We start from the raw sequence: 23897 nt of genomic DNA on the forward strand, positions 1-23897 counted from the left end.
CTGCCCGGTGGCCGGCACCGTCGAGGAATACGGAGCCGGAGCCTGGTGCCTTTCGGTGCGCCGGTCCCGGCCCCCGCAGGAGAGGCCACCGCAGCCATGACCACCGTTCGCCGCAGCGTCGCCACCGCGCTCACCGCCGTGCTGTTCGGCGCCGGAGCCGTCGCCCCTGCCGCGTACGCGGCGCCGGCGCCCTCCCCGAGCAGCCCGGCAGCCGTGATCCCGTCCGGCCTGTACGGCAAGAAGGACCCCACCTACGACGGTGTGTGGCGGCAGTCCCTCGCCTTCATGGCGCAGGAGACGAGCGACGTCGAGCCGGCCGGGAAGGCCGTCGACTGGCTGCTCGGGCAGCAGTGCGACGGCGGCGGATTCGCCTCGTACCGCCCCGACCCGGCCAAGCCCTGCGACCCGGCGACCGTGCTGGACACCAACGCCACCGCCGTCGCCGTCCAGGCACTGGCCGGGCTCCCCCGGCCCGAGGCGGCGGTCACCCGGGCCGTGGAGGCGGGCGCGGCCTGGCTCAAGGGCGTGCAGAACAAGGACGGCGGCTGGAGCTACAACCCGGGCGGGCCCAGTGACGCCAACTCCACCTCCGTCGTCATCAGCGCGCTCGCCGCGGCGGGCGAGAAGCCGGGCGACGTGAAGTCGGCGGACGGCAGGAGCCCGTACGACGCGCTGCTCGGGTTCGCCATCCCCTGCGGCGCCGGGCAGGGCGGGGGCGCCTTCGCCTACCAGCCCGACAAGGCCGGCAAGCTGGTCGCCAACGCCGACGCCACCGCGGCCGCCGTACTGGCCGGGCTCGGCAAGCACGCCCAGACCCGGGGCGCCAAGCCCGACCAGGCGCCGACCTGCGAGATGGCGGCCAAACCGACGGCCGAGCGGGCCGCGCGCAACGGCGCCGCCTGGCTCGTCACCGCCCTCGCGAAGAACGGGCACCTCGACCTGCCGCCGATGCCGGGCGCCGCGACCACCACACCCCTGCCCGACGTCGGCAACACGGCCGACGCGGTCGTCGCGCTCGGCGCGGCCGGGCACGGCGACAAGGCGGCCGGCGCGGTGGCGTGGCTGAAGAAGAACGGCCCGGCGTGGGCCGAGCAGACCGGTCCCGCCGCCTGGGCACAACTGATACTCGCCGCGCACACGGTGGGCGTCGACCCCCGCGACTTCGGCGGCGCCGACCTCGTACAGCGGCTGAACGCGACCGGGCCCAAGCCGCAGTCGACGGTCGAGACGCGGGCGCAGGAGGAGAGCGAGACCAAGGAGTCCGGCGAGAACAGCGGCTTCGGCGTCTGGCTGGTCGTCGGCGTCTTCCTGTTCGCCGGTATGGGCATCGGCTTCCTGATCAGCGGCCGCAACAAGAACCGGCAGCTGTGATGCGTGCCGTCCGGCTCCTGCTCCTCGGCATGGCGCTGACCCTGCTCGCCTCGGGGCCGGCGCAGGCCACGGGGTACCGCTACTGGTCGTTCTGGCAGAGCGGCCCCGGCCCGTCCTGGACGTACGCCACGCAGGGCCCGGCCACCGCCCGGCCGGTCGACGGCGAGGTGAACGGCTACCGCTTCGCCGTGAGCGCCGGTGCCGGGAGCCCCGCGTCGCAGCCGCGCCGCGCGCCCGACTTCGCCGCGATCTGCGGGACGACGCCGCGCGAGGACGGCACCAAGCGGGTCGCGATCGTCGTCGACTTCGGTACGGCGGCGGACGCGCCGGAGGGCTCCGGGGCGCCGCCGGAGCAGCGCGGCGCGTGCGCCCGGGTCCCGGAAGCGGCGACGAGCGCGGACGCGCTGGCGGCCGTGGCGAAACCGCTGCGGTACAACAGCCAGGCCCTGCTGTGCGCGATCGCGGGCTATCCGAGGACCGGCTGCGGCGAGCAGGTGGCGGACTCCGACGTCGTCACCGCCCCGGCGCCGCCCTCCGCGCCCGCCGGGGACACCGGCCCCTCCCTCGGGCTCGTCGCCGGCGCCGCCGCCGTGCTCGCCCTCGGCGCCGCCGCGCTGTGGCAGGCGTCCCGCCGCCGTCGCCGATGACGCTGCGCGCACCCGAGGCCCACCGGAGCAACGCCCTGCACGCCGGCGCCTGGTGGCTGTGGGCGCTGGGCCTGGCCACCGCGGCGTCCCGCACCACCAATCCGCTGCTGCTGGGCCTGCTCGTCGGCGTGGCCGGCTATGTGGTGGCGGCCCGCCGCACCGACGCGCCGTGGTCCCGCTCGTACGGCGCCTTCGTGAAGCTGGGGCTGATGGTGCTGGCGCTGCGGCTGGTGTTCTCGGTGGTCCTCGGCTCGCCGATCCCCGGTACGCGGGTGCTGCTCACGCTGCCGGAGGTGCCGCTGCCCGACTGGGCGCAGGGGGTGCGCGTCGGGGGCCGTGTGACGGCCGAGCAGCTGGTGTTCGCGCTGTACGAGGGGGCGAAGCTGGCCACGCTGCTGATCTGCGTGGGCGCCGCGAACGCGCTGGCGAACCCGGTGCGGCTGCTGAAGTCGCTGCCGGGCGCGCTGTACGAGGCGGGGGTCGCCGTGGTCGTCGCCATGACGTTCGCGCCGAACATGGTGGCCGACGTGGTGCGGCTGCGGACGGCGCGGCGGCTGCGCGGGCGGCCGACGGGCGGGGTGCGGGCGGTGCTCCAGATCGGGCTGCCGGTGCTGGAGGGCGCGCTGGAGCGCTCCGTCGCGGTGGCGGCGTCGATGGACGCGCGGGGGTACGGGCGTACCGCGCCCGTGCCGCGGGCGGTACGGCACACCACGACGGCTCTCGTCCTGGGCGGTCTGCTGGGGGTGTGCGTGGGCCTGTACGGACTGCTGACGGCCGGGGGCGCGGCGTACGGGCCGTACCTGGTGGGCGCCGGTGTGCTCGCGGCGCTGACCGGGCTGCGCCTCGGTGGCCGCCGCTCGGTACGGACGCGGTACCGGCCCGACCGGTGGGGCCCGCGGGCGTGGCTGGTGGCGGCGTCGGGCGCGGCGGTGGGCGGTCTGCTTGCCGTCTGGGACGCGCCGTCCCTGCACCCGTCCGTCACCCCGCTCGCGGCGCCCGAACTACCCCTGTGGCCCGCGCTGTTCATCCTGCTGGGCCTGGTGCCCGCGTTCGTGGCCCCGCTCCCGAAGGAGTCCGTGTGATCCGGTTCGAGAACGTCTCGGTGACGTACGACGGCGGTGAGGCGCCCACGCTGCGGAACGTGGACCTCACCGTCCCCGAGGGTGAACTGGTGCTGCTCGTGGGCCCGTCGGGGGTCGGCAAGTCGACACTGCTGGGCGCGGTCTCGGGCCTGGTCCCGCACTTCACGGGCGGCACCCTGCGCGGCCGGGTCACCGTCGACGGCCGCGACACCCGCACCCACCGGCCCCGTGAGCTGGCCGACGTCGTCGGCACGGTCGGCCAGGACCCGCTCGCGCACTTCGTCACCGACACGGTGGAGGACGAGCTGGCCTACGGCATGGAGTCGCTGGGCGTGCCGCCCGCGGTGATGCGCCGCCGCGTCGAGGAGACCCTCGACCTGCTGGGCCTCGCTGAGCTGCGGGACCGCCCGATCGCGACACTGTCGGGCGGCCAGCAGCAGCGGGTCGCGATCGGTTCCGTCCTCACCCCGCACCCGAAGGTGCTGGTGCTGGACGAGCCGACGTCGGCCCTGGACCCGGCGGCGGCGGAGGAGGTCCTGGCGGTCCTCCAGCGCCTGGTCCACGATCTGGGCACCACCGTGTTGATGGCCGAGCACCGCCTGGAACGGGTGGTGCAGTACGCCGACCGGGTCGCCCTGCTGCGCGCCCCGGGCGCCCCCGTGCTGCTCGGCTCCCCCGCCGACGTCATGGCGGTCTCGCCGGTCCATCCCCCGGTGGTCTCCCTGGCGCGGCTGGCGGGTTGGTCACCGCCCCCGCTCACGGTGCGGGACGCGAGGCGCCGGGCGGACGGCCTGCGGGCCCGGCTGGAGGGCCTCTCCCCCGCCCCTTCGCTCCCCGGGGCGGGGGGCACTCCGGACTTCCCCACCCCGGCGCCGTCCGCGGGAGTCCCGGACGCGCCGGTACACGCGCCGGTGCCGGTTCCTGGCCGGGGAGCGGGGGCCGGAGTGCGCGCGGCGCTGGGCCGCCTACTGGGCCGGCGCGGCGCCACGGGGGGTGGCGGAATCGGCCGCCCGGGACGTGGTGCGCAGGCCCGGTTCGAAAAGGAGCCGGGGAGGGAGAGCCCGCCGGAGGCTCTCGTGGGGACTCTGGCGGAGGTCGGGCGGCTGCGCGTACGGCGCCAGGCGGTCGAGGCGCTCCGCGGCGTCGACCTGACCGTGGGCGCCGGGCGGACCGTGGCGCTCATGGGGCGCAACGGCGCCGGAAAGTCCACGCTGCTCGGGGCGCTCGTGGGGACGGTCGAGCCGACGAGCGGCGACGTCCTCGTGGGCGGCCGGGTGCCGCACCGGACGGCGCCGCGCGAAATGGTCCGCAGGGTCGGGCTCGTACCGCAGGAGCCGCGCGACCTGCTCTACGCGGACACCGTCGCCGCCGAGTGCGCGGCGGCGGACGCCGACGCGGGCGCCGAGCCGGGCGCGTGCCGGGCCCTGGTGACCGCGCTGCTGCCGGGCGTGGCGGACGCCACGCACCCCCGTGACCTGTCGGAGGGGCAGCGGCTCGCGCTCGCCCTCGCGGTGGTCCTCACCGCGAGGCCCCCGCTGCTGCTGCTCGACGAGCCGACCAGGGGCCTCGACTACGCGGCCAAGGCCCGGCTGGTCACCGTCCTGCGCGGGCTGGCCGCCGACGGGCACGGCATCGTGCTGGCCACGCACGACGTGGAGCTGGCCGCCGAGCTCGCCGACCGGGTGGTGATCCTGGCCGACGGCGAGGTCGTCGCGGACGGGCCCACCGCGGAGATCGTGACGTCGTCGCCGTCCTTCGCGCCCCAGGTCGCCAAGATCCTCGCCCCGCAGCGGTGGCTGACCGTGGCACAGGTGGAGGCCGCCCTGTGAGCGCGCGCCCCGCCCGCCCCGTCCGTCTGGGGCCGCGGTCCGTCGCCGCCCTCGCGCTGATCACCGTCATCGGGGTGATCGCCTTCGGCTGGCCGCTCCTCGCCGACGGCGCCTCCGCCGTGGCGGGCCGGGCGCAGGACGCGCCGTGGCTGTTCGCGGCGCTGCTGCCGCTGCTCGTCGCCGTCGTCGTGGCGACGATCGCCGACTGCGGCATGGACGCCAAGGCGGTGGCGATGCTCGGCGTACTGGCCGCGGTCGGGGCGGCGCTGCGCCCGCTGGGCGCGGGCACGGCGGGCCTGGAGCCGATGTTCTTCCTGATGGTGCTGAGCGGCCGGGTCCTCGGTCCGGGCTTCGGGTTCGTGCTGGGCGCGGTCACGATGTTCGCGTCCGCGCTGCTCACGGGCGGGGTCGGGCCGTGGATGCCGTTCCAGATGCTGGCGATGGGCTGGTTCGCGATGGGTGCCGGGCTGCTGCCGGACCGTCGGGGCAAGCGGGACGCCCGAGTGGAGCCGGACGCCCGCCCGAGGCCGGCCGGCGGGGCGAAGGCCCGGTCGCTGCTTCGCGGCCGGGGCGAGGTGCTGATGCTGGCCGGCTACGGGGCGGTGGCGTCCTTCGGGTACGGGACGGCGATGAACCTGCAGGGCTGGGTCATCCTCCAGGGCGGGATGAGCAGCGGCATCTCCTTCCACCCGGGCGACCCCGTGCACGAGAACCTGGTGCGGTTCCTCGCCTACTGCGCGGCGACGTCGCTCGGCTGGGACCTGGGACGGGCCGTGCTCACCGTCGTACTGACCGTGACCATCGGATCGACGGTGCTGAAGGCCCTGCGGCGGGCGACCCGACGGGCGAACTTCGAGGCGCAGGTCACATTCGAAGGCGCGGAAGGGTCCGGAGAGGGTCCCGCACGGGTGAGGTGACCCACAGGCCCTTCGTCCTGTACGAAGCGGGCTAGTGGGCGCCGACGGGCCCCGCCGGGACACCCGGTCGCCCGGGGCGACGTGCGCGGATGGATCGCGGACCCGGGGCGGTCGTTCCGCCCGGTGTCCGGTCTTCCCTAGTAGCGGGGGTCATTGCGGCGGCGCGGTGGCCCTGCTTCTCTGGTGAACGTCGCCGGGTGCCGCAGTTGCAGCGCCCCTGGCAAGCCACTCCCACCCCGCCCCTGGCGCGGTGCCGGCATGCCCGGGCGACACCCCCCGTCCCCGACGTCAGGTCGTTACGTGTTCTCGCTCGCCCGCTGTTTCTCCGCCCGTCAGAAGTCCGTCGTCGCCGGCGCCGCCGTGCTGCTCGGCGCGACCGGTGCCGTGCTCGGCACGACCGCTCCGGCTTCGGCCGCCTCCGCGCAGGACATCGCGAAGAAGATGGTCCCGGCGGGCCAGTACCAGTGCTTCAGCAAGATCGTGGAGCACGAGTCGGGCTGGAACCCGTCCGCCACCAACTCCTCCTCCGGCGCCTACGGCCTGGTGCAGGCACTGCCGGCGTCCAAGATGTCGTCCGCCGGCGCGGACTGGAAGACCAATCCGGCCACGCAGATCGAGTGGGGCCTGGACTACATGAACGACCGTTACGGCAGCCCGTGCGGCGCGTGGAACTTCTGGCAGTCCAACGGCTGGTACTGAGTTCAGCGGCAGGAACGGCAAGGCCCCGGTGCGTCGCGCACCGGGGCCTTGCCCACTACGTTCGGCCGCATGACGCAACAGCAGTGGAACGCCGTCTCCGACTACTTCACCGACATGCTGGCGCCCCCGGACGAGGCGCTGTCCGCCGCACTCGCCGACAGCGCGGCGGCGGGCCTGCCCGACATCGCCGTCACACCGGCCGAGGGCAAGCTGCTGCACCTGCTGGCCCGTACGCAGGGGGCGCGCACCGCCCTGGAGATCGGCACGCTCGGCGGCTACAGCACCATCTGGCTGGCCCGCGCGCTGCCGCCGGACGGCCGGCTGGTCTCGCTGGAGTACGACCCGGCCCATGCCGGCGTGGCCCGCGCCAACCTCGCCCGCGCCGGGCTCGGCACGGTCGCCGAGGTACGCACGGGGGCGGCCCTGGACACCCTGCCGAAGCTGGCCGACGAGGGTGCCGGACCGTTCGACTTCGTCTTCATCGACGCCGACAAGCGGAACAACGCGCGGTACGTGGAGTGGGCGCTGCGGCTCACCCGGCCGGGCAGCCTCATCGTCGTCGACAACGTGGTGCGCGGGGGCGCGGTCACCGACGAGACGAGCACGGACCCGTCGGTGCGCGGTACCCGCGAGATGGTCGACCTGGTCGCCCGCGACCCCCGGCTGGACGCGACGGCCCTCCAGACCGTGGGCCCGAAGGGCTACGACGGGATGCTCCTCGCCCGCGTGGTGGCCTGAGAGCGGACCGGGCCCCGGCCGCACCCGGCCGGGGCCCGGTCGCACACGCACCACGGTGGCCCGGTCGCACACGCACCACCGTGGCGCGGTCGGCGCCGCGGCGCCCGCCGCGCCGTCACATCCGTAGCAGACGCTCCGTCATCTCGCGGTACGCGCGGAGCGTGACGCGCAGCTGCTCCGTGTCCGGTCCGCGCCCCTCGCCCGCCTCCTTGCGGCGACCGTGCGTTTCGTGGCTGCCGTCGCCGTCCCAGCCGGTCCGCAGGGAGCGGCGGCGCTCGGCGAGCGCGGCCGTGAGGTGGTCGGCCGCCGCTTCGAGGACGTCGGCCGCTTCGCGCACCGCGCGCTGCGGGCTGTCGACGAAATCCGCGAGGGCCTCGTGCATGCGCCGGCCGAGCTCGTCGCGTTCGCTCCGCGCCATCAGGTCGCCCTGCGGCGCCGGTTCACCGGTCTGCGGCATGTGTCCGGCCCGTGCCACCGGATCGGCCGACGCCACCGGTTCGACCCGCACCGGTTCGCCCTGCGGCACGGGGTCGCCCTGCGGCACCGGTTCCGGCGGGACGCTGTCGTACGGCGCGGTGCGCCCTGTGAGGTCCTTGTCCATCACGCGCCACTCCCCTTCGGCCACGGGGAGTGCGACCGGTGGCTCCGGCCGGCCGGGCGCGGCGCGTGGCGGCCGTGGTCCTCGGGGTGCTCGGCGACCAGTTCCTCGAACAGGCGTCGCGCGTCGACCATCGCGGCGCGCAGCTCCTCGGTCTCGGCGGCGCCCTGCTCGTGCTCCGGAGCGCGGGCGCCGCGGTGCACGCGGCGGTAGCCGTCGACGTGGTGGGCGTGGTGCACGGACAGCGCGGCGACCTGCTCCTCGTACGCGGACGCCTCGGGGAAGCCCCGGTCCTGGGCCAGCCGGGCCAGGAGCCGGTCGGCTTCGGCGACGGCCTGGCGCGGCGCGTCGACGAACTGCTCCTGCAGGCCCGTCCAGAGGGCCACGTACTGCTCGCGGGCCTCGCGTGACAGGGGCCGCGGCCGCAGGTCGCCGTGGCGCTCGACGCGCTCGGCGAGTTCGCGTTCGGCGGCCCTGGTGTCGCCGTCGTGCCGGGCGACCGTCCGTTCGTACTCGGGGCCGAACCTCCGCTTCAGGCCGCGTCCCCGCCGGCCGTTCGCCCGGCCGGGGCCGACGTACAGAACGGCGGCGACCACGGCGACGAAGACGACGACCAGGGCGACGACGATCAGGACAGTGGACATGACTGCCTTCCCTCGCTCCGGGGGGTCAGGGAACTCCTCGACGGGCGTGTTGCCCCTAATCCATTGGCCAAACGGCGCACGCGTCGGATACAGACGGACCATGACGAGCACCAACTGGGCGATTCTGCCGGAGCGTTACGACACGTCCGACGCCACCGCGCTGCGCCGCGACTACTACGACGAGGTCGCGAGCCGCTACTGGCGGCGGCCGGCCACGGCGGCGGAGATCGACGAAGGGCTCACCGACGACGGCGTGGAGCACCTGACGCCGCCCACGGGCCGGTTCCTGGTGGGCCGCGTGGACGGCGGACCGGCCGCCTGCGGCGGGGTGCTCCTGCTGGACGCCGAACGCGCGGAGCTGACCCGCGTGTTCATCCGCCCCGCCTTCCGCGGCACCGGCGGCAGCGGGCTCCTGCTGGCGGCCCTGGAGTCGGCCGCGGCCGGGCTCGGCGCCCGGCGCGTGGTGCTCAACACCCGCCTCGACCTCGTCGAGGCACGCGCCCTGTACACCCGAGGCGGCTACCGTGAGATCCCCGCGTACTGCGAGGGCCCGTACATGGAGGTCTGGTACGGCAAGGACCTGCGCGCCGGGGACCCGGCCCCACTGTCCTGACCGTCCATCGGGTTCCGCCAGGGCGGCCCTCCCGGCGCGGCCGGGGTCAGGCGGCGTGGTTGCGGCGTGGCGGGGGCGTCCTCGGCCGTTCCCGGGTCGAGCCGCTCAGTTCGGCCGTCAGCTCCTGGACCAGTTGCAGCAGGTCCGTCGACCGCTCCGGCCGCCACCAGTCGCCGAGCAGCTCCGCCAGGGACTCCTCGCGGGCGTGCGCCAGTCGCGCGGCCACGCCCACGCCGGCGTCGGTGAGCAGCAACTGGAGCCCTTCACGGCGCACCAGATGCCGCTCCTCCAGTTGCCGGGCCGCCTCGGTGATGGCCCTGATGGGTACGGGGGTGGTGTCCGCGAGCCGCCCCGGCTCCACGGTCCCGTGGCGCCGTACGCGCAGCAGCAGCCAGCTCGCGGCCGGCAGCAGGTCCAGACCGGCACGGGCGGTGATCTTCTCGTAGATCGCCTTGCGGCCCTCGCGGGAGCCGAGCACCGAGAGCGCGCGGGCGCACTCGTCGTACGAGGACCGCTCGACCGGGTTGGAGGCGAGGGTCTGGCTGGGGTCGGGCGCGGTGACCGAGCCGCGCAGCCGGTCCTCCTTCAGGAACCAGGCGACGAGGAAGGCGAGGAGGACGACGGGGGACGCGTACAGGAACACGTCGGTGATGGACGTGGCGTACGCGTGCAGGACGTCGGGGCGCAGCGGCGGCGGCAGTTCGGCGATGGCGCGCGGGTCGGCGGCGATCCGCTCGGCGCCGACGCCGGGCGGTGTCTCCTGCCCGGCGAGCGCCTCGGACAGCTTCCCGGTGAGACGGCTGGTGAAGACGGTGCCGAAGATGGCCACGCCGAACGAGGCGCCGATCGAACGGAAGAACGTGGCGCCGGAGGTGGCGACGCCGAGGTCCTCGTAGGCGACGGCGTTCTGCACGACCAGTACGAGGACCTGCATGACCAGGCCGAGACCGGCGCCGAAGACGAAGAAGTACAGGCTCATCTCGCCGGTCGAGCTGGACTCCCTCATCTGGTGGAGCAGGAGCAGCCCGAGGGCGGTGATGGCGGTCCCGGTGATCGGGAAGACCTTCCAGCGGCCGGTGCGGCTGACGATCTGGCCGGAGGCGGTGGACGTCAGGAGCATGCCGAACACCATGGGCAGCATGTGCACGCCGGACATGGTGGGGGTGACGCCCTGGACGACCTGGAGGAACGTCGGCAGGTAGGTCATCGCGCCGAACATCGCGAAGCCGACGATGAAGCTGATGACGGAGACGAGTGTGAAGGTGCGGATCCGGAAGAGCTTCAGCGGCAGGACGGGCTCGGTGGCGCGCCGCTCCACCGAGACGAACCAGACCAGGAGGACCGCGCCGAGGACGGCGAGGCCGATGATCTGCGGGGAGCCCCACGCCCAGGTGGTGCCGCCGAGCGACGCGACGAGGACCAGGCAGGTCGCGACGGAGGCGATGAGGAAGGTGCCCAGGTAGTCGATGGTGTGCCGGGTGGAGCGCACCGGGATGTGCAGCACTCCGGCGATGACGAAGAGGGCGACCACGCCGATGGGCAGGTTGATGTAGAACACCCAGCGCCAGGAGAGGTGCTCGGTGAACAGGCCGCCGAGCAGCGGGCCGAGGACGCTGGTCGCGCCGAAGACGGCACCGAAGAGGCCCTGGTACTTGCCCCGTTCCCGCGGTGACACGAGGTCGCCGACGATCGCCATGGACAGCACCATGAGGCCACCGCCGCCCAGGCCCTGGACGGCGCGGAAGGCGATGAGCTGCGGCATGTTCTGCGCGATGCCGCACAGCGCCGAGCCGATGAGGAAGAGCACGATGGCGGACTGGAAGAGCTTCTTGCGGCCGTACTGGTCGCCGAGCTTGCCCCAGAGGGGGGTCGCGGCGGTCGACGCCAGCATGTAGGCGGTGACGACCCAGGAGAGGTGTTCCATGCCGCCGAGTTCGCTGACGATCGTCGGCAGGGCGGTGGAGACGATGGTCTGGTCGAGCGCGGCGAGGAGCATGCCGAGGAGCAGGGCCCCGATCGCGACCAGGACGGTGCGGTGGCTGTTGCCCTGGCCCGGGGCGGGGCTGGTGGCCGGGGTGCTGACTTCCTGCGCCATCGGCATCTCCCTCGAATCCCTCGTAGTCCCTCGCGGTCCTCGCGGTCCCTCGCTGCGCCTGTTGTTCCGCGCCTGCTGTTCCGCGGCTGTCGTTCCGGCGGCTGCTGTTCCGCTGCCGCTGTCGGCTCAGTCGCGTACCCCCGCTTTTCCCTCCCATCCTGGGTGTTCTGGCCGGATATGGCCTGCCGAGGAGGGGGCGGCGGCCTCGGGCACGTTGGGCGGATCGGGCCGAAGCTGCATAATCGCTGGCAGTTCAAGGGGAGGGGACCCACGTTGACGGGACGGATGTGTCCTGAGTGCGGTACGGCGGCGCAGGGCACGGGCTGCGGCTGCACCGGCGATTTCGAGCCACTGCGCATAGGCCCGTACGTGAATCTCGAACCATCGACCGCCGCGATGGGCCACGACGACGCCGAGACCACCATGCTCGTGTACGCGGCGTCCGCGACCCCGGCGCCGGGACGGCCGGAAGACCCGGGGCCCGAGCCGGTGGTCACGCCCGGCCCGCGCGCCAGGGCGCGGGCCCGTACCCGTTCCCGTCGCGGCCCGTACGCCGCGTTCGGCGCGGCGGTGGCCGTGGTGGCCGTGGCGTGCGCGGCGGCCTTGGCCGGGGGCCTCTTCGAGGGGGGAGAGGAGACGGACCGGGTCCTGCCCGACCTGGAGGCGCACAGGCCCGCGTGGCCGAGCGGGCTGGTGGGACCGCCGTCCTCGTCGGCGACGGGCTCCGCGTCGGCGAGCGCGTCCGCGCCTGTCTCGTCCTCCGCGTCGCCGTCCGGGTCCCCCTCCCCGTCCGCATCGGCGTCCGCGTCCGCGTCCCCGTCCGCCTCCGCGGCCACGCCGGGTGCGGAGCCGGCGTCGCTCCTGTCGACCTCACCGGCGACGACGGCGCCGAGCCGGGGCGGCGGGCAGCCGTCGCCGTCCCGCAGCCGGGGCGCGACCTCCGCCCCGGCGCCGGAACCGGCCCCGACGCTGAGCCGCGGATCCCGCGGCCCGGAGGTCACCGAACTCCAGCAGCGCCTGCGCCAGGCGGGCCTCTACGACGGCCCCCCGCACGGCCGCTACGACAAGAACGTCGAGGAAGGCGTGTTCCGCTACCAGCGGGCCCGCGCGATCGACGCCGACGGCTGGGGCGTCTACGGCCCGGCGACCCGCCGGTCCCTGGAGGCGGAAACCACGTACCAGTGACCGTCGGGATCGCTGGGTGTGCGCGGTGAGGTGGGTCCGCCGCCGGCCCTGGCATCGACAGGCCGGAGCGCTCGACCTACGGCACCATCACGGCCTCCCGCGCGTGGGAGGACGACGGTTCTCCCCCTGCCGCACCCACCGCACCCAGGCCCACCACCACCACCGGCGGCGCCGTCATGAACGGCCACGCCGTCGGGTCCGCGGCGGTACGGGCTGGCGCCGGGCGGGCACGTTTTGTATCGTGGAGGAACAAAGTGGTCCCGCCCGTATTCCCTGACCGGCGGGCGGGCCACTTCGTTCTCTCCCCCACCTCTCCCGTGGAGCCGTCGATGACGTCCGCCGCCCCGTACCTGGCCGCGAAGGCCCTCCTGCTCGACATGGACGGGACGCTGGTGAACTCCGACGCCGTCGTCGAGCGCTGCTGGCGCCGCTGGGCGGTACGGCACGGGCTCGACCCGGAGGAGGCGCTGAAGGTGGTCCACGGCCGCCAGGGGTACGCGACCATGGCGGTGCTGCTGCCCGAGCGCCCCATGGCGGAGAACCACGCCGACAACCGCGCGATGCTCGCCGAGGAGACGGCCGACCTCGACGGCGTCGTCCCGATCGGCGGCGCCCCCGCCTTCATGGACGCCATCACCGGCCTGCCGCACGCCCTGGTCACCTCGGCCGACGAGGCGCTGGCCCAGGCCCGCATGGGCGCGGCCGGGCTGCGCATGCCGGAGGTGCGGGTGACCGCCGAGCTGGTGGGGGCGAGCAAGCCGGACCCGGAGGGCTTCCTGAAGGGCGCCGCCGAGCTGGGCTTCGCCCCGGCGGACTGCGTGGTGTTCGAGGACTCCGAGGCCGGCATCCTGGCGGGCCGCGCCGCCGGGATGCGCGTGGTCGGTGTCGGCCCCCGCGCGGGCGCCTTCGCCCCGGACGTCCACGTGCCGGACCTGACGCACGTGCGCGTGGAGGCGGATGCCGACGGCACGATCCGCCTCCACGTCACCGCGTGGGCGGCTCCTACGGAGCGAGCGCCTCGTACAGGCTGAAGCCCGCCAGCGCGAGCATCAGGCAGGCGGCGATCCTGGTGATCAGTCGCAGCGGTACGTACTTCATGAGCGTCCGGCCGCCCAGGATGCCGATGCCGGCGACCGCCCACAGGGCGAGGACCGCGCCGATGCCGACGGAGAACGGGTTGTCGTAGCGGGCGGCGAGGTTCGCGGTCATGATCTGCGTCAGGTCACCGAACTCGGCCACCAGGATCAGCATGAAGCCCGCCCCGGAGACCTTCCAGAAGGACTGGTCGGCCGGGGCCTTGATCTTCTCGTCCTCGCCGTCGTCCTTCTTCAGCAGCAGCATCGCCGCGCCCGCCAGGAACAGCACGCCCACCATCGCCTGCACCAGCCGGTGCGGCAGCAGGGTCAGGACGCTGCCGGCGGCGACGGCGAGCGCGACATGGACGGCGAAGGCGGCGGCGACACCCGCGAAGACGTAGGACGCGCGGTACCGGGTGCCCAGCATGAGCCCGGCGAGGGCGGTCTTGTCGGGGAGTTCGGCGAGGAAGACGACGCCGAAGGTGATCGCCATGATCGTGAGGCTGAGCACGGGATGGATTCCTCAATCGGTCGGGCTCCGCCGTACCGAGAAGAGACGTGTCAGGGGTCGCTCCGGCACGGCAGGGCCATGGGCACGCGCACCGGCGCGCGCGTGGATGGACGCTGCTGTTGCCGAAGGTCTCGCTGGCGGGCCCCGGAACGAGGCCGCCTCCGGGCGCCGGCCGGGCACGAGGCCCGGCAGTATGTCGACGTTCCGGCGAAGAGCTACTCCCCTTCTGCTCCGTCCAGGGTACGTGATCGTCGTCCGCGAGGACTCCCGGGGGCGGCCGGAGGGCGGCGACCGCATGGGCTCCGGCTCCCGCTGTCACCGCCCGCCCGCCTGCCCGCCTGCCCGCCTGCCCGCCTGCCCGCCTGCCCGCCTGCCGTGCGGAACGCGACGTCGTCCGGGGGTGCGGGGACGTGCTCACGTCCGCCACGGGCCCGGCGAAGCCGCAGGCACACCCCCGCGTCCGCCACCGCCGCCGGCGGACCCGCCGATGCGCACCTGGCGGCCTCCGATGGACGCGGGCACCCGCCCGCCTCCGCCTGCGCGGGCGCCGCCCGCCTCCGCCTGCGCGGGCGGCTCCACGGGCCCGTGCCCCGGCTCACTACGACCTCCGGTGCAGTCGCCCGCGCGCGATGAGCTCCAGTACCGACGCCACCGCGACCCCCTGCACGGCCATCAGCGCGACCAGCACGAACAGCTGCACCGCCCCCGCCTCCACCGGTGACGCACCGCCCAGCAGCATCCCGACGAACGCGCCCGGCAGCGTGACCAGCCCGACCGTCCGGGTCTGGTCCAGCCCCGGCAGGAGCGCGTCCGCCGCCGCCTCCCGGGCCACCTCCAGCCGGGCGTCCCGCTCCGGCAGCCCGAGCGCCAGGCCCGCCTCCACCTCGCCGTGGCGGGTCTCCAACTCGTCCAGCGCGCGCCGCCCACCGAGCACCGTCGCGGTGAGCGCGCCGCCGATGAGGATGCCCGTCACCGGGATCAGCGCGATGCCCTTCACCGGCACGAGCCCGGTGAGCAGCAGCGCGGCCACCACCGGAACGACCCCGGCGGCGATGGGCACGGCCGCCCACCACCAGGTGCCGTTGCGGGTGACGCGGCGCCCGGCGGTGCGTACGGCGACCGCGTACATCATCAGCAGGAACGCCAGCAGCAGCGGTACGGCGCGGACCACCCACCCGATGACCAGCGAGACGGCGCCGAGCTGCACCGCCGCCCGCACGCCCGCCGTGACGATCTCGCGCGGGGGCCGCAGCCGGGCGAAGGCCGCGACGGTGGCGGCACAGACGAGCAGGACGGCGAGGACCGCCCCGAAGGTGACATTGACGGGCAGCAGCACGCGTCAACCCTAGGACGGCCTCCTTTGTCTAGGACGGTTTCCTGTGTGGTGAGGCGGACCAGTCACTTGTAGCAGCACAAAGCCACGAGGTCGTCCGCTCGATCACCCACCTGCGGCGGCCCAACCGTCTGCTGGACTCGATGCCTTTGCGGGCCATGCGCACGCCGACGCGCTTGCCTCGTAGCCATCTGCGCGCCAGGGTTTCCCGTTGGTTGTGGCCGCGCTTGCGTGATGACTATGACGTTCGACGTGGAGCGCTGACGGCAGAAGCCGTGGGTTTACGGGGCATGGATCGAGAGAAGCGTCCTGGACGACCTCGGGTTGGAATCGTGCCGATCGCGGGCGCGCGGGCGGATCGAGCCTCCGGCGTCCACTGCTGCGTGGAGGCCCGACCCGCGCGACACCCGCCGTCCTCTATCCGAGTGTGAGCATCGCCTCGGCGACCTCGCCGACCGCCGCATCGGGGATCGCGGTGGCGGCTTCCTTGAGGACGAGCAGCCGTGCCCCGGGGATCTCGCGCGCGATCGCCTCGCCGTTGCCGACGGGGAAGAACGGGTCGCGGCGCCCGTGGACGACGAGCGTGGGGACCTCGATCCCGGGCAGGCGCTCGCGCCAGCGGGGTTTGCAGTCGAGCCTGGAAAACACCATGCCCATCTGGTTGGCCATCTGGACCGGTGGTGCGGTGCCGGGCGTGCGGTCCCAGATGCGCCCAGCGATTGCACGCGCGGCGACGGGGTCGTTGCCGAGGATCTCCGCGCCGGCGGCGGCGAACTCCGCAACCGCCTCGCGGTCGGTCCAATCGGGCATCGGACGCGCGAACAGCCGGCTCATCGTCGCCTGGTCATGGTCGGGGAGGTCGTCGTCCGGCGGGCCAGGGGCAACCGCGCGGGTGCCGACCAGGGTGAGCGCCGAGAACGCGCCCGGATGGTCGAGCACGGCCACCTGGGCGACCATCCCGCCGACGCCGATCCCCGCGAGGTGCGCAGGCCCCCCGCCGAGCGCGTCGGCAAGGGCCGCCGCGTCCGCGGCGAGGCCGCGCAAGGTGTAGGCGGGCGCCTCCGGATCCGTCGTCGTCGACTCCCCGCTGTCGCGCAGGTCGTAGCGCACCGCACGGCGGCCGCCGGCGGCGAGGCGCTCGCACAGCGCGTCGGGCCAGGAAAGCATCGTCGTCCCGCCCGCGAGCAGGACGAGGGGCGCGTCGTCGTCACCGAACGACTCGATGCCCAAGGCGATCTCATTGGCGTCGACAGTGGTCATCGGATCACCGGGAGACGTCGTAGGCCGGGTGCGTCGCCGGTGGTGCCCAGACCGTTGTCCGGGCTGGGGTCGGGCCCGGTGACGAAGCCGTCGAGAGAGACGGGGATGTCAGCAATGATTCGAGTCATGCCAGGGCAGACCCGATCCGCCGCCCAAACTCATCGCTCACGCATGAAGCGTGTGGCGGATGCGAACTCGGTAACGCATATGCGCAGGTCAAAGCGTAGGGCCTCTTCGGTGCTCGGAATGGCCGGTTGAAGGGTTGCGACCGCGCTTCCGTGATGACTGCGACGTTCGACGTGGAGCGCGGCCACAACCACTTGGAGCGCTCAATACCGGCTGATTGACGGGTACGGCCACCGCTGATCATCCGTGTGTGAAGACTGAAATCTTGTGGTGGCCGCGGGTCACAGCGCAGACCCTGCCCGCCGGCAGGAGGCGTTCGGGGTCTTGACGGGCCGGATAGCGGGCCGGTTCGCGCGGGTTGAGCCCCGGCGCCGGGTGAGGGACTCGACCGGGGAGGTGAAGAAGGACACGCACACCATCGGTGTCCGGCGCCAGTGCACCGGCACCGCCGGCAGGATCGAAAACGCGCAGGTCGCCGTCCACCTCGTCCACGCGGGCCGCCGGGGGCACGCGGCGGTGGACCGCGAGCTGCATCCCGCGCTCGTCGACGTGCAACCCGGACCGCTGCGGGGCGGCGGGCCTGGGCGAGGGCACTGTTCTCGCGACCACGCCGGAACTCGCCGCCCGCATGATCGGCCGGTGCCTCGACGCCGGGCACCGCCTGGGCCGGGTCGCAGGCGACGAGGTCTACGGCGGCAACCCCAGCCGCGGTTCGCGCCGGAAGAGCGCGGTACCGGCTACGTGCTTGCCGTCACCTGCTCCCGCGAAGTCACCAGCGGTGCGGGGAAGTGCCGCGCGGATGCCCTGGCCGCGAAGGTGCCCGAGCGGGCCTGGCAGAGACTGTCGGCCGGGGCCGGCGCCAAGGGGCACCGCCCGTCCGTCGTCCGTGCTGTCGGGCCGGCCCGGGCGTCCGGCCCCACGCCCCCTCCCCATGGACAGCCCAGCGAGCGATCACCACCCAGGACACCGTCCAAAGCGGTACAAGCCATCTGTCGGCAGGTCAGAAAGCCCGCGCCAGGCGCCTCGTGGGCGGTGACGTATTCATGACACCCCCTTGATGTGACGTGCCCATGTCGTCACGCTGTTACCTGGCGCACCCCCTGCGGAAACCTGGCGCCGCCACGCTGACCGAGCTGCCCGACCCCGGGCGGCGCGGTCACCACCCCCCGCCTCGAAGGAGAACGTCATGCCCGGTGTCTACGCGCGTCGAATAGCCGTGCTCGCCGCGTCCGCCGCCCTCACCGCCACCGGCGTCCTGGCCACCGCCCCGGCGGCCCAGGCCGCCCCGCCCACCCCGATCAGCGCCTCCACGGCCCGCACGTACCTGGGTCAGCTGACGGTCAGGGCGGAAGGTTCCTCCAGCGGCTACAGCCGGGATCTGTTCCCGCACTGGAGCACCCAGTCGGGCACCTGCAACACCCGCGAAATCGTCCTCAAGCGCGACGGCGTGAACGTCGTCCAGGACTCCAGCTGTGCGGCGGTCAGCGGCAGTTGGTACTCCGAGTACGACGGCGCCACCTGGCGCGCGGCATCGGACCTCGACATCGACCACGTCGTCGCCCTCGCCGAGGCGTGGCGCTCGGGTGCGAGCGGCTGGACGACGTCCCAGCGCCAGGCCTTCGCCAACGACCTGTCCCGCCCGCAGCTGATCGCCGTCACCGACGACGTCAACCAGGCCAAGAGCGATCTTGACCCGGCCGAGTGGCTGCCGCCGCGCACCACCTACCGCTGCACGTACGCCCGGATGTGGGTGCACGTGAAGCACCACTGGAACCTGAGCGTGGACTCCGCCGAGAAGAGCGCGCTCCAGTCGGTCCTCAACGGCTGCTGAGCGTTCCGCCCCGAAGGGCCCCGGGCGAAACCGCGCGGTGCCGCGCCGGGCGAAACCGCGCACCGCCCTCCGTCGTTCCGTACCGTACATATATACGGGCGGGGCGACGGAGGAGGCCACGGCATGGCAGCCGGACTGCGGTTGGGACCGGTCCTGCGGTACGTCGACTGGGACGCGGGCGAACGCGCGACGATCTGGGTCGAGGCGGACCGCCCCTGCACGGCGGAGGTCCGGTGCGCCGGCGGGGGCGGCGGCGAGACCCGCACGTTCCGGATCGCCGGGCACGACTACGCGCTGATCCCGGTGACCGGGCTGACACCCGGCACCACGACCCCCTACGAGGTGCGGCTGGACGGCCGCGTGGTGTGGCCGCTCGCCGACTCGCGCTACCCGGCGAGCACGATCACCACGCCCCGGCCGGCCTCCGACGAGGTGCGGATCACCTTCGGGTCCTGCCGCTGGTCGGCGCCGCCCGGCGACGGGAAGGTCGGCGAGGGCAGGGTGGGCGACGGGAAGGACCCGGTAGGTCCGGACGCCCTGGACAAGCTCGCCGCCCGGCTGTGCGCCGACCCCGACGCCGTACGCCCCGACGTCCTGCTGCTCCTCGGCGACCAGGTGTACGCGGACGAGACGTCCCCGGCGACGCGCCGCTGGCTGGCGGACCGCCGCGACCTGCGTGAACCACCGGGGCCGCAGGTCGCGGACTACGAGGAGTACACGCACCTCTACTACGAATCCTGGCTCGACAGCGGCGTGCGCTGGCTGCTCTCCACCGTGCCCAGCTGCATGATCTTCGACGACCACGACGTCGTCGACGACTGGAACACCAGCGCGGCCTGGGTCGCGGACATGCGCCGCACCGGGTGGTGGCGGGAGCGGATCCTGAGCGGGCTGATGTCGTACTGGGTCCACCAGCACCTGGGCAACCTCTCCCCCGCCGAGCTGGACGCCGACCCCCTGTACACGGCGGTGCGCTCCGTGCCGGACGGGACGGAGCTGCTGCGCGAGTTCGCCGCCGGGGCGGACGAGGATCCGACCACGGTGCGGTGGAGCTACCGGCGCGACTTCGGGCGGACCCGGCTGCTGATGGCGGACACCCGGGCGGCCCGGGTCCTGGACGAGAAGCGGCGGTCCATGCTCGAAGCGACGGAGGAGCGCTGGCTGCGCGAGGAGGCGCTGGCCGACCGGGCGGACTGCGACCACCTGCTGGTGGGCACCTCCCTGCCGTGGCTGCTGCCGCCGTTCATGCACGACGCCGAGACCTGGAACGCCCGGCTGTGCCGGGGTGAGCGGGGGGCGCGCTGGGCGCGGTTGTCGGAGGCCGTGCGCCGGAAGGCGGACCTGGAACACTGGGCGGCTTTCCCGGAGTCGTTCGAGCGGCTGACGCGGCTGCTGGCGGAGGCGGGCACCGGTCCCGGCGCCCCGGCGACGGTGTGCGTACTGTCGGGCGACGTCCACCACGCGTACATCGCGGAGCCGCAGTGGCGGGCGTGGCCGGAGGCCGTCCCCGACGCGCGGGTGCTCCAGTTGACGTGTTCGCCGGTGCACAACCGCATCCCGCGCTCGCTTCGCTGGGCGTTCCGCTTCGGCTGGGGGCGCGCGGGACGACGTCTCGGGCGCGTCCTGGCACGGCACGGCCGGAGCGGGCGGCCGGTCGTCGACTGGCGCCGGACGGGCGGGCCGTGGTTCGGCAACCAGCTGATGACGCTGACGCTGCGCGGGCGGTCGGCGGACCTGCGGCTGGAGCACGCTCAGGAGGACTCCGGCCTCGTGACCGTACAGGAGGAGACACTGACGTCCGGGCGCTGACCGCTTGGCGGTGACCTTCGGGCGGTGAGACCTGCGGGCGGTGACGTCCGGGCGCTGACCGCTTGGCGGTGACCTCCGGGCGGTGGGACCTCCGGGCAGTGACCTCTGGCTGTGAACGTCGTGTGAACGTCCCGTTCAGGACCTACCCCATCCCGCCCATAGCGGACGGTAAGGCTCCACCCAAGGGTTCGGTGGGGGTGGGGACAGCGGCATGATGAGCGTTCCGCTTGCCGCGCCCCCCTGCCCCGGGAGTACGAGTCTTGTCCGCAGTTCCCCATGCCATAGCCCTGGTCGGCGCCGGTCCGCGCGGCACGTCGGTGCTCGAACGGCTCTGCGCCTCCGCCCCGGAACTGGCCCCGGGGGCCCCGCTGACGATCCATGTCATCGACCCCGCCCCGCCGGGCCCCGGCCGGGTGTGGCGCACCGACCAGCCGGCCGAGCTGCTGATGAACACGGTCGCGTCGCAGGTCACGGTGTTCACCGACGCCAGCGTGCGCTGCGAGGGGCCGATACGCCCGGGGCCGAGCCTGTACGAATGGGCCGCCACGCGCGCGTACGGACTCGGCCCCGACGACTACCCCACCCGCGCCCTGTACGGCGCCTATCTGGAGTGGGCGTTCGCGCGCACGGTGCGTGAGGCGCCGCCGGAGGTGACCGTACGGGTCCACCGGGCCCGCGCGGTACGCCTCGACGACTCCACGGGGGGCGGGCGCGCCGTGGACGGGGAGCGCGGGCCGCAGACGCTCACCCTGGACGACGGCACGGTGCTCACGGGCCTCGGGGCGGTCGTCCTCGCGCAGGGGCACCTGCCGACGGTGCCCGGACGCCCGGAGGCCACCCTGGGCGCGTACGCGGACCGCCACGGGCTGCGGTACCTGCCGCCCGCCAACCCCGCGGACCTCGACCTGTCGGCGCTCGCCCCCGGCGAGCCGGTGCTGCTGCGGGGCCTGGGCCTCAACTTCTTCGACCACATGGCCCTGCTGACGACCGGCCGCGGCGGCGTCTTCGTACGGGACGGTGACCGGCTGGCGTACCGCCCCTCGGGGCGGGAGCCGCGCCTGTACGCGGGGTCGCGGCGCGGGGTGCCGTACCAGGCGCGCGGCGACAACGAGAAGGGGCCCTCGGAGCGGCACGAGCCGCTGGTGCTGACGCCGGACGTCATCGAGACGTTCCGCAAACGGGCGGACGCGGGCGACCCTCCGGACTTCCTGGCCGAGATCTGGCCGCTGGTGGCGCTGGAGGTCGAGACGACGTACTACGAGGCGCTGCTGCCGGACATCACCGGCTTCCGCGCCCGCTTCCTGTCCGACCCGCGGGCCACCCTCGACGCCTTCGGCGTCCCCGCGGCCGACCGCTGGTCCTGGGAGCGGCTCTCACGCCCGTACGGTGACGAAACGTTCCGCTCGCCGGAGGAGCACCGCGCCTGGCTGCTGGCGTACCTGCGCCGGGACGCCGCCCGTGCGGCGCTCGGCAATGTCAGGGGCCCGCTGAAGGCCGCGCTGGACGTCCTGCGCGACATCCGCAACGAGCTGCGGCAGATCGTGGACCACGCCGGCCTGCCGGGCGCGTCGCGCCGCGACCACCTGGACCGCTGGTACACGCCGCTGAACGCCTTCCTGTCCATCGGCCCGCCGCGCCGCCGCATCGAGGAGATGGCCGCGCTGATCGAGGCCGGGGTGCTGGACGTGATCGGCCCCCGGCTCGATGTCCGCGCGGAGGGCGGCGTGTTCACCGCCGCCTCCCCGGACGTCCCCGGCTCGGCCGTGACGGCGACCACGCTCGTCGAGGCGCGGCTGCCGGAGCCGGACCTGCGGCGCACCGGGGACGCGTTGCTGGCGGAGCTGCTGCGCACGGGTGCGTGCCGGACGCACACCGTCGACGGTTACGACACCGGCGGACTGGATGTGACGCCGCGCCCGTACCGCCTGGTGGACCGCCAGGGGCGGGCACACGCACGGCGGTTCGCGCTGGGGGTTCCCACGGAGGGCGTGCACTGGGTGACGGCGGCGGGCGCCCGGCCCGGGGTCGACTCGGTGACCCTGTCGGACGCGGACGCGGTCGCCCGGGCGGCTCTGCTCGCGGCCACGCCGGTGCACGACCCCTCGAATGTTGAACTTGCAAGTATTGATTAGGGGAGCCTAACGTGGAGGCCTCATCGGTATCGTCCCCAGCCGAACGGAGCCCACCCATGTCCTCGATCCGCGCGAAACTCGATACGTCCCGGCCGTACGCGCTCGGCCTCTTCCGGATCGTCATCGGCCTGCTGTTCCTGTGCCACGGCGCCGCCTCGCTCTTCGGCGTCCTGGGCGGCGCGGCCGGCACCGGCGGCACCGTTCCGGCCGGCACCTGGCCCAACTGGTACGCGGCGGTGATCCAGCTCGTCGGCGGCGGCCTGGTGCTGCTGGGCCTCGGCACCCGCGCCGCCGCGTTCATCGCCTCCGGGTCAATGGCGTACGCGTACTTCACGGTCCACCAGCCGATGGGCCTGTTCCCGATGGAGAACGGCGGCGAGGTCCCGGCGGTCTTCTGCTGGGCGCTGCTGCTCCTGGTCTTCACCGGCCCCGGCGCGCTGTCCCTGGGCAGCCTGTTCGGCTCCCGCGCGTCCGGTACGTCCGGCGCCGCCGAGCGCCGGGAAAAGGGCAGCCCGGTCGCCGCGTGACGCCGTACGCTGTGTCCCTGTCAGCCGCCCTGCGTCACGGGACCGGAAAGTGTACGGGTGAAGGTGCTCGAAAGCGTGGGGTCACTGACCGCCGGCCCCTGGATCTACGCGGCGGTGGCCGCCTCCGTCCTCCTGGACGTCTTCCTGCCGGTCCTGCCGAGCGGACTTCTGGTGATCACGGCCGCGACCGCCGCCGCGACGGGCACCGGCTCACTGCTCACCCTCGCCCTGTGCGCGGCCACCGCCTCCCTGCTCGGCGACCTCGTCGCGTACCGCCTGGCCTGGCGCGGCGGTGAGCGCCTGGACCGGGCCATCGCCCGCTCGCGCCGCCTGGTCACCGCGCGGGAACGTCTCGGCACGGCGCTCGCCCGGGGCGGCGGCCTGCTCGTCGTGATCGCCCGCTTCGTACCGGCCGGCCGCTCGGTGGTCTCGCTCGGCGCGGGCGCGGCGCGGCGCAAGGCCAGCCAGTTCCTGCCCTGGTCGGCGCTGGCGGGCGCGGCCTGGGCGACGTACGGCGTGGGCCTCGGCTACTTCGGCGGCCAGTGGCTGGGCGCGACATGGACCGGCGTGGCGGTCCCGGCCCTGGCACTCGTACTGGCGGGCAGCCTGGCGGGATACGTCATACGGCGTCCGACGCAGACGCCCGCACCCGCGCCTGCTGCCTAGCCCCCCGCACCTCGATACCGTCGAGCAGCGACTGTGTCGCCTCGGCGACCTGCTCGACGGCGCGCTCGAAGGCCTCCCGGTTGTGGGCGGCCGGGGCGCGGAACCCGGAGACCTTGCGGACGTACTGGAGGGCGGCGGCGCGGACGTCCTCCTCGGTGGCCTCGTGGGCGAGTACGGGCGGGCGGAGGGTCTTGATGCTGCGGCACAT

General features: G+C 74.2%; 22 protein-coding genes and 3 pseudogenes. 16 read left to right on the top strand and 9 right to left on the bottom strand.

The window, feature by feature from the left end:
- Nucleotides 1-96: 96 nt before the first annotated feature.
- The 7 genes from ABZZ38_RS25455 (at nt 97) to ABZZ38_RS25485 (ending at nt 7283) form a co-directional block, all read left to right on the top strand.
- A complete protein-coding gene (locus tag ABZZ38_RS25455) occupies nt 97-1371 on the top strand; it encodes a prenyltransferase/squalene oxidase repeat-containing protein (RefSeq protein ID WP_356743984.1) in 1275 nt (424 codons plus the stop codon).
- Nucleotides 1371-2018, top strand: coding sequence for an SCO2322 family protein (locus tag ABZZ38_RS25460; protein ID WP_356744050.1), 648 nt, complete (start codon nt 1371-1373; stop codon nt 2016-2018). The genes ABZZ38_RS25455 and ABZZ38_RS25460 overlap by 1 nt, the downstream gene beginning before the upstream one ends.
- Nucleotides 2015-3100, top strand: coding sequence for an energy-coupling factor transporter transmembrane component T (locus tag ABZZ38_RS25465; protein WP_356743986.1), 1086 nt, complete (start codon nt 2015-2017; stop codon nt 3098-3100). Before ABZZ38_RS25460 ends, ABZZ38_RS25465 begins: the two co-directional genes overlap by 4 nt.
- Nucleotides 3097-4929, top strand: coding sequence for an ATP-binding cassette domain-containing protein (locus tag ABZZ38_RS25470; RefSeq protein WP_356743989.1), 1833 nt, complete (start codon nt 3097-3099; stop codon nt 4927-4929). The genes ABZZ38_RS25465 and ABZZ38_RS25470 overlap by 4 nt, the downstream gene beginning before the upstream one ends.
- On the top strand, nt 4926-5846 hold the full coding sequence (locus tag ABZZ38_RS25475) for an ECF transporter S component (RefSeq protein ID WP_356743991.1): 921 nt from the start codon (nt 4926-4928) through the stop codon (nt 5844-5846). The genes ABZZ38_RS25470 and ABZZ38_RS25475 overlap by 4 nt, the downstream gene beginning before the upstream one ends.
- A gap of 258 nt (nt 5847-6104) precedes the next feature.
- Entirely contained in the window at nt 6105-6545 is a 441-nt protein-coding gene (locus ABZZ38_RS25480) for a transglycosylase SLT domain-containing protein (protein ID WP_356743993.1), read from the top strand.
- Nucleotides 6546-6614: 69 nt separating this feature from the next.
- Nucleotides 6615-7283, top strand: a complete 669-nt coding sequence (locus ABZZ38_RS25485) for an O-methyltransferase (RefSeq protein ID WP_356743996.1) — start codon at nt 6615-6617, stop codon at nt 7281-7283.
- Between the two features lie 115 nt (nt 7284-7398).
- Here ABZZ38_RS25485 and ABZZ38_RS25490 read toward each other — a convergent pair whose 3' ends face one another.
- Nucleotides 7399-7884 carry a hypothetical protein gene (locus ABZZ38_RS25490; RefSeq protein WP_356743998.1) on the bottom strand — a complete coding sequence of 162 codons (486 nt, stop codon included), beginning with the start codon at nt 7882-7884 and terminating at the stop codon, nt 7399-7401.
- Nucleotides 7884-8525: a hypothetical protein gene (locus tag ABZZ38_RS25495; RefSeq protein WP_356744000.1), complete on the bottom strand. Its 642-nt coding sequence runs from the start codon at nt 8523-8525 to the stop codon at nt 7884-7886. Before ABZZ38_RS25495 ends, ABZZ38_RS25490 begins: the two co-directional genes overlap by 1 nt.
- A gap of 100 nt (nt 8526-8625) precedes the next feature.
- Here ABZZ38_RS25495 and ABZZ38_RS25500 point away from each other — a divergent pair, with 100 nt between their 5' ends.
- Nucleotides 8626-9138 carry a GNAT family N-acetyltransferase gene (locus ABZZ38_RS25500; RefSeq protein ID WP_356744002.1) on the top strand — a complete coding sequence of 171 codons (513 nt, stop codon included), beginning with the start codon at nt 8626-8628 and terminating at the stop codon, nt 9136-9138.
- 46 nt (nt 9139-9184) lie between these two features.
- Here ABZZ38_RS25500 and ABZZ38_RS25505 read toward each other — a convergent pair whose 3' ends face one another.
- Nucleotides 9185-11233 carry an MFS transporter gene (locus tag ABZZ38_RS25505; protein ID WP_356744004.1) on the bottom strand — a complete coding sequence of 683 codons (2049 nt, stop codon included), beginning with the start codon at nt 11231-11233 and terminating at the stop codon, nt 9185-9187.
- A 369-nt stretch (nt 11234-11602) separates the two neighbouring features.
- Here ABZZ38_RS25505 and ABZZ38_RS25510 point away from each other — a divergent pair, with 369 nt between their 5' ends.
- Nucleotides 11603-12418 carry a peptidoglycan-binding domain-containing protein gene (locus ABZZ38_RS25510; protein WP_356744006.1) on the top strand — a complete coding sequence of 272 codons (816 nt, stop codon included), beginning with the start codon at nt 11603-11605 and terminating at the stop codon, nt 12416-12418.
- Between the two features lie 329 nt (nt 12419-12747).
- Nucleotides 12748-13449 (top strand): HAD-IA family hydrolase, encoded by a 702-nt coding sequence (locus tag ABZZ38_RS25515; protein ID WP_356744008.1) that lies wholly within the window; start codon nt 12748-12750, stop codon nt 13447-13449.
- Here the strand turns inward: ABZZ38_RS25515 and ABZZ38_RS25520 are convergent.
- From ABZZ38_RS25520 to ABZZ38_RS25540, 5 genes and pseudogenes are all read right to left on the bottom strand, one after another.
- Nucleotides 13421-14005: a TMEM165/GDT1 family protein gene (locus ABZZ38_RS25520; protein ID WP_356744010.1), complete on the bottom strand. Its 585-nt coding sequence runs from the start codon at nt 14003-14005 to the stop codon at nt 13421-13423. The genes ABZZ38_RS25515 and ABZZ38_RS25520 overlap by 29 nt on opposite strands.
- Nucleotides 14006-14603: 598 nt before the next feature.
- Nucleotides 14604-15341: an ABC transporter permease gene (locus tag ABZZ38_RS25525; RefSeq protein ID WP_356744012.1), complete on the bottom strand. Its 738-nt coding sequence runs from the start codon at nt 15339-15341 to the stop codon at nt 14604-14606.
- An 82-nt stretch (nt 15342-15423) separates the two neighbouring features.
- Nucleotides 15424-15513 (bottom strand): annotated as a pseudogene (locus ABZZ38_RS25530) (IS5/IS1182 family transposase); the annotation flags it as partial.
- 242 nt (nt 15514-15755) lie between these two features.
- Nucleotides 15756-16598, bottom strand: a complete 843-nt coding sequence (locus ABZZ38_RS25535) for an alpha/beta hydrolase (protein WP_356744014.1) — start codon at nt 16596-16598, stop codon at nt 15756-15758.
- A 29-nt stretch (nt 16599-16627) separates the two neighbouring features.
- A pseudogene (locus ABZZ38_RS25540) lies at nt 16628-16726 on the bottom strand (dihydrofolate reductase); the annotation flags it as partial.
- A gap of 334 nt (nt 16727-17060) precedes the next feature.
- Between ABZZ38_RS25540 and ABZZ38_RS25545 the strand changes: the two are divergent.
- The 6 genes and pseudogenes from ABZZ38_RS25545 to ABZZ38_RS25570 form a co-directional block, all read left to right on the top strand.
- Nucleotides 17061-17597, top strand: a pseudogene (locus tag ABZZ38_RS25545) (transposase); the annotation flags it as partial.
- A gap of 313 nt (nt 17598-17910) precedes the next feature.
- On the top strand, nt 17911-18555 hold the full coding sequence (locus tag ABZZ38_RS25550; protein WP_356744016.1) for an HNH endonuclease family protein: 645 nt from the start codon (nt 17911-17913) through the stop codon (nt 18553-18555).
- 123 nt (nt 18556-18678) lie between these two features.
- The gene (locus ABZZ38_RS25555; protein WP_356744018.1) at nt 18679-20364 is read left to right on the top strand and encodes an alkaline phosphatase D family protein; all 1686 of its coding nucleotides are present in this window, start codon (nt 18679-18681) and stop codon (nt 20362-20364) included.
- Nucleotides 20365-20624: 260 nt separating this feature from the next.
- A complete protein-coding gene (locus ABZZ38_RS25560; RefSeq protein WP_356744020.1) occupies nt 20625-22496 on the top strand; it encodes an FAD/NAD(P)-binding protein in 1872 nt (623 codons plus the stop codon).
- Nucleotides 22497-22561: 65 nt separating this feature from the next.
- On the top strand, nt 22562-23023 hold the full coding sequence (locus ABZZ38_RS25565) for a DoxX family protein (protein ID WP_356744052.1): 462 nt from the start codon (nt 22562-22564) through the stop codon (nt 23021-23023).
- A 63-nt stretch (nt 23024-23086) separates the two neighbouring features.
- Complete coding sequence (locus tag ABZZ38_RS25570) at nt 23087-23689, top strand: VTT domain-containing protein (RefSeq protein WP_356744054.1); 603 nt, start codon at nt 23087-23089, stop codon at nt 23687-23689.
- Here the strand turns inward: ABZZ38_RS25570 and ABZZ38_RS25575 are convergent.
- The gene (locus ABZZ38_RS25575) at nt 23643-23897 is read right to left on the bottom strand and encodes a DUF2277 domain-containing protein (RefSeq protein WP_356744022.1); all 255 of its coding nucleotides are present in this window, start codon (nt 23895-23897) and stop codon (nt 23643-23645) included. The genes ABZZ38_RS25570 and ABZZ38_RS25575 overlap by 47 nt on opposite strands.

This window comes from Streptomyces sp. NPDC006368 (assembly GCF_040612535.1).
In the GTDB taxonomy this organism is placed as follows: Bacteria; Actinomycetota; Actinomycetes; order Streptomycetales; family Streptomycetaceae; genus Streptomyces.

Excerpts from the sequence above, each read along its gene's own strand:
- ABZZ38_RS25500 (WP_356744002.1), top strand. The coding sequence starts at position 8,626 with ATGACGAGCACCAACTGGGCGATTCTGCCGGAGCGTTACGACACGTCC.
- ABZZ38_RS25495 (WP_356744000.1), bottom strand. The coding sequence starts at position 8,525 with ATGTCCACTGTCCTGATCGTCGTCGCCCTGGTCGTCGTCTTCGTCGCC.
- ABZZ38_RS25485 (WP_356743996.1), top strand. The coding sequence starts at position 6,615 with ATGACGCAACAGCAGTGGAACGCCGTCTCCGACTACTTCACCGACATG.
- ABZZ38_RS25480 (WP_356743993.1), top strand. The coding sequence starts at position 6,105 with ATGCCCGGGCGACACCCCCCGTCCCCGACGTCAGGTCGTTACGTGTTC.
- ABZZ38_RS25550 (WP_356744016.1), top strand. The coding sequence starts at position 17,911 with ATGCCCGGTGTCTACGCGCGTCGAATAGCCGTGCTCGCCGCGTCCGCC.
- ABZZ38_RS25575 (WP_356744022.1), bottom strand. The coding sequence starts at position 23,897 with ATGTGCCGCAGCATCAAGACCCTCCGCCCGCCCGTACTCGCCCACGAG.
- ABZZ38_RS25555 (WP_356744018.1), top strand. The coding sequence starts at position 18,679 with ATGGCAGCCGGACTGCGGTTGGGACCGGTCCTGCGGTACGTCGACTGG.
- ABZZ38_RS25535 (WP_356744014.1), bottom strand. The coding sequence starts at position 16,598 with ATGACCACTGTCGACGCCAATGAGATCGCCTTGGGCATCGAGTCGTTC.
- ABZZ38_RS25490 (WP_356743998.1), bottom strand. The coding sequence starts at position 7,884 with ATGGACAAGGACCTCACAGGGCGCACCGCGCCGTACGACAGCGTCCCG.
- ABZZ38_RS25505 (WP_356744004.1), bottom strand. The coding sequence starts at position 11,233 with ATGGCGCAGGAAGTCAGCACCCCGGCCACCAGCCCCGCCCCGGGCCAG.
- ABZZ38_RS25465 (WP_356743986.1), top strand. The coding sequence starts at position 2,015 with ATGACGCTGCGCGCACCCGAGGCCCACCGGAGCAACGCCCTGCACGCC.
- ABZZ38_RS25455 (WP_356743984.1), top strand. The coding sequence starts at position 97 with ATGACCACCGTTCGCCGCAGCGTCGCCACCGCGCTCACCGCCGTGCTG.
- ABZZ38_RS25460 (WP_356744050.1), top strand. The coding sequence starts at position 1,371 with ATGCGTGCCGTCCGGCTCCTGCTCCTCGGCATGGCGCTGACCCTGCTC.
- ABZZ38_RS25515 (WP_356744008.1), top strand. The coding sequence starts at position 12,748 with ATGACGTCCGCCGCCCCGTACCTGGCCGCGAAGGCCCTCCTGCTCGAC.